Annotated in this window: 1 protein-coding gene; it reads left to right on the forward strand. The window is 52.1% G+C overall.

The genetic code is table 11. The annotated features are described in order from the left end of the window. Nucleotides 1-18: 18 nt before the first annotated feature. On the forward strand, nt 19-921 hold a 903-nt coding region (locus CA598_RS31660), incomplete at its 3' end, for a hypothetical protein (protein WP_218832647.1).

Consider the following 921-nt stretch of genomic DNA (forward strand, 5'->3'; position numbering starts at 1 on the left):
GGTAAGACGCCGAACGTTATGGATATCGTATACAACGATTACCTGACGAATAAAGTTGCGGAGGAAGCGAAGCAGGGACGAGACTTAGCGCTCGCTCAACAGCAGAAGTATTCAGACGCAGCGCGCGAGATGGAGAAGTTAGCGGCGGAAGTTGAATCCGGAGCTCAGACGTTTACGAAGGATATTATTCCGCAGGATGCCCCGAAAGCGGCGAAGGAAAAGAAAGCGAAGGGTAAAACAGCCGCAGAACTCGCCGCCGAAGCACGTAAGGCTGCGTACGATGCCGATATGAAAACCGTCCAGTTCCAAGCAGACTTTTACGATATGACGGCTGATGCGCAGATTAAAAAATACGAAGAGTTGCGCAAGAAGCACGCGAAGTTTCTAGCGGAATCTATCGACGATGCACGCACTTTACAATTACAGCTCAAGCGCTTATCGGAGGACAGCGCTCAATCACGCTATGACTTTTCGGTTACGTGGATTGATGCGGAGTCGAAACGGATGGAAGACGGCGGCAAGTCCGAACTCAAGATCGCGGAAATGAAGCTCGCAAGCTGGACGCGATTACGTAATCGTTACGCAAAGGACAGCGCGGAGTATATCGCCGCCGACGATCAAGTTCGCCAGTCGCGTAAGAACGTAGCCACCGCAACCGAATCGGAAGCACGCGCTCAGTACAACGCATCGTCAAAGTGGATCAGCGCAGAAGAACGCCGCATGTCTGACGCAGGCAAATCGGAAACAGAGATCGCGCAAATGAAGATTGACGCGTGGACTCGCGTACGGGATCGTTATGCGAAAGACTCGGAGTATTATGCGCAGGCTGACGAACAACTCTACAACCTCCGTAAATCCATGACGAAGCTGACGCAGGATCTAGCGACCGACCTCGTTAAGACGCAGAAAGCCGCAATTAAG

It is taken from the genome of Paenibacillus sp. VTT E-133291, assembly GCF_002264395.1.
In the GTDB taxonomy this organism is placed as follows: domain Bacteria; phylum Bacillota; class Bacilli; order Paenibacillales; family Paenibacillaceae; genus Paenibacillus_AQ; species Paenibacillus_AQ nitricinens.